Here is a 507-nt window from a genome sequence, read left to right on the forward strand (position 1 = left end):
AAACTATGCAGAATATGCACAGTTTGCTGCTCAGCAAGAACAGCAACGCCATGTGGAACCAACGCCACACGAAGAGCCTGTTATTGACACTCGTGCGCTTGATGACATTACCGACCACGCTGAGCCAAGTGAACATATTGAACCAACCATCTCTGATTTTGATGTAGTAGATGAAGAGGAGGCATATGTTGCTCCTCAACCTCAGTCGCGTTCACCAGAGCCTCAACCTATAGTTCAACCACAATCGGTTTCTCAAATTCAACCAGAACAGACACCTGAGCCGAGTGTAGCGTTTGAACCAGCGCCACAAGAAGTTGAGGTTGAGGAAGTGCAAGATGGCGATCAAGATGTTGCCGCATTCCAAAGCATGGTATCCAGCGCGCAAGCAAAAGTTGCCGCGACGCAAAACCAATTCTTGATGAAGCAAGAACAGAATTTACCAGTGCCAGAAGAGCCGCTGCCAACACTTGAATTGCTTTACCATCCGGAAAAGCGTGAACACTTCAT

1 pseudogene is annotated in these 507 nt (G+C 47.7%); it reads left to right on the forward strand.

From position 1 onward, the window contains the following. Positions 1–507 (forward strand): annotated as a pseudogene (locus tag R7Q09_RS28615) (DNA translocase FtsK); the annotation flags it as partial.

This window comes from Vibrio sp. 2130-1 (assembly GCF_033339515.1).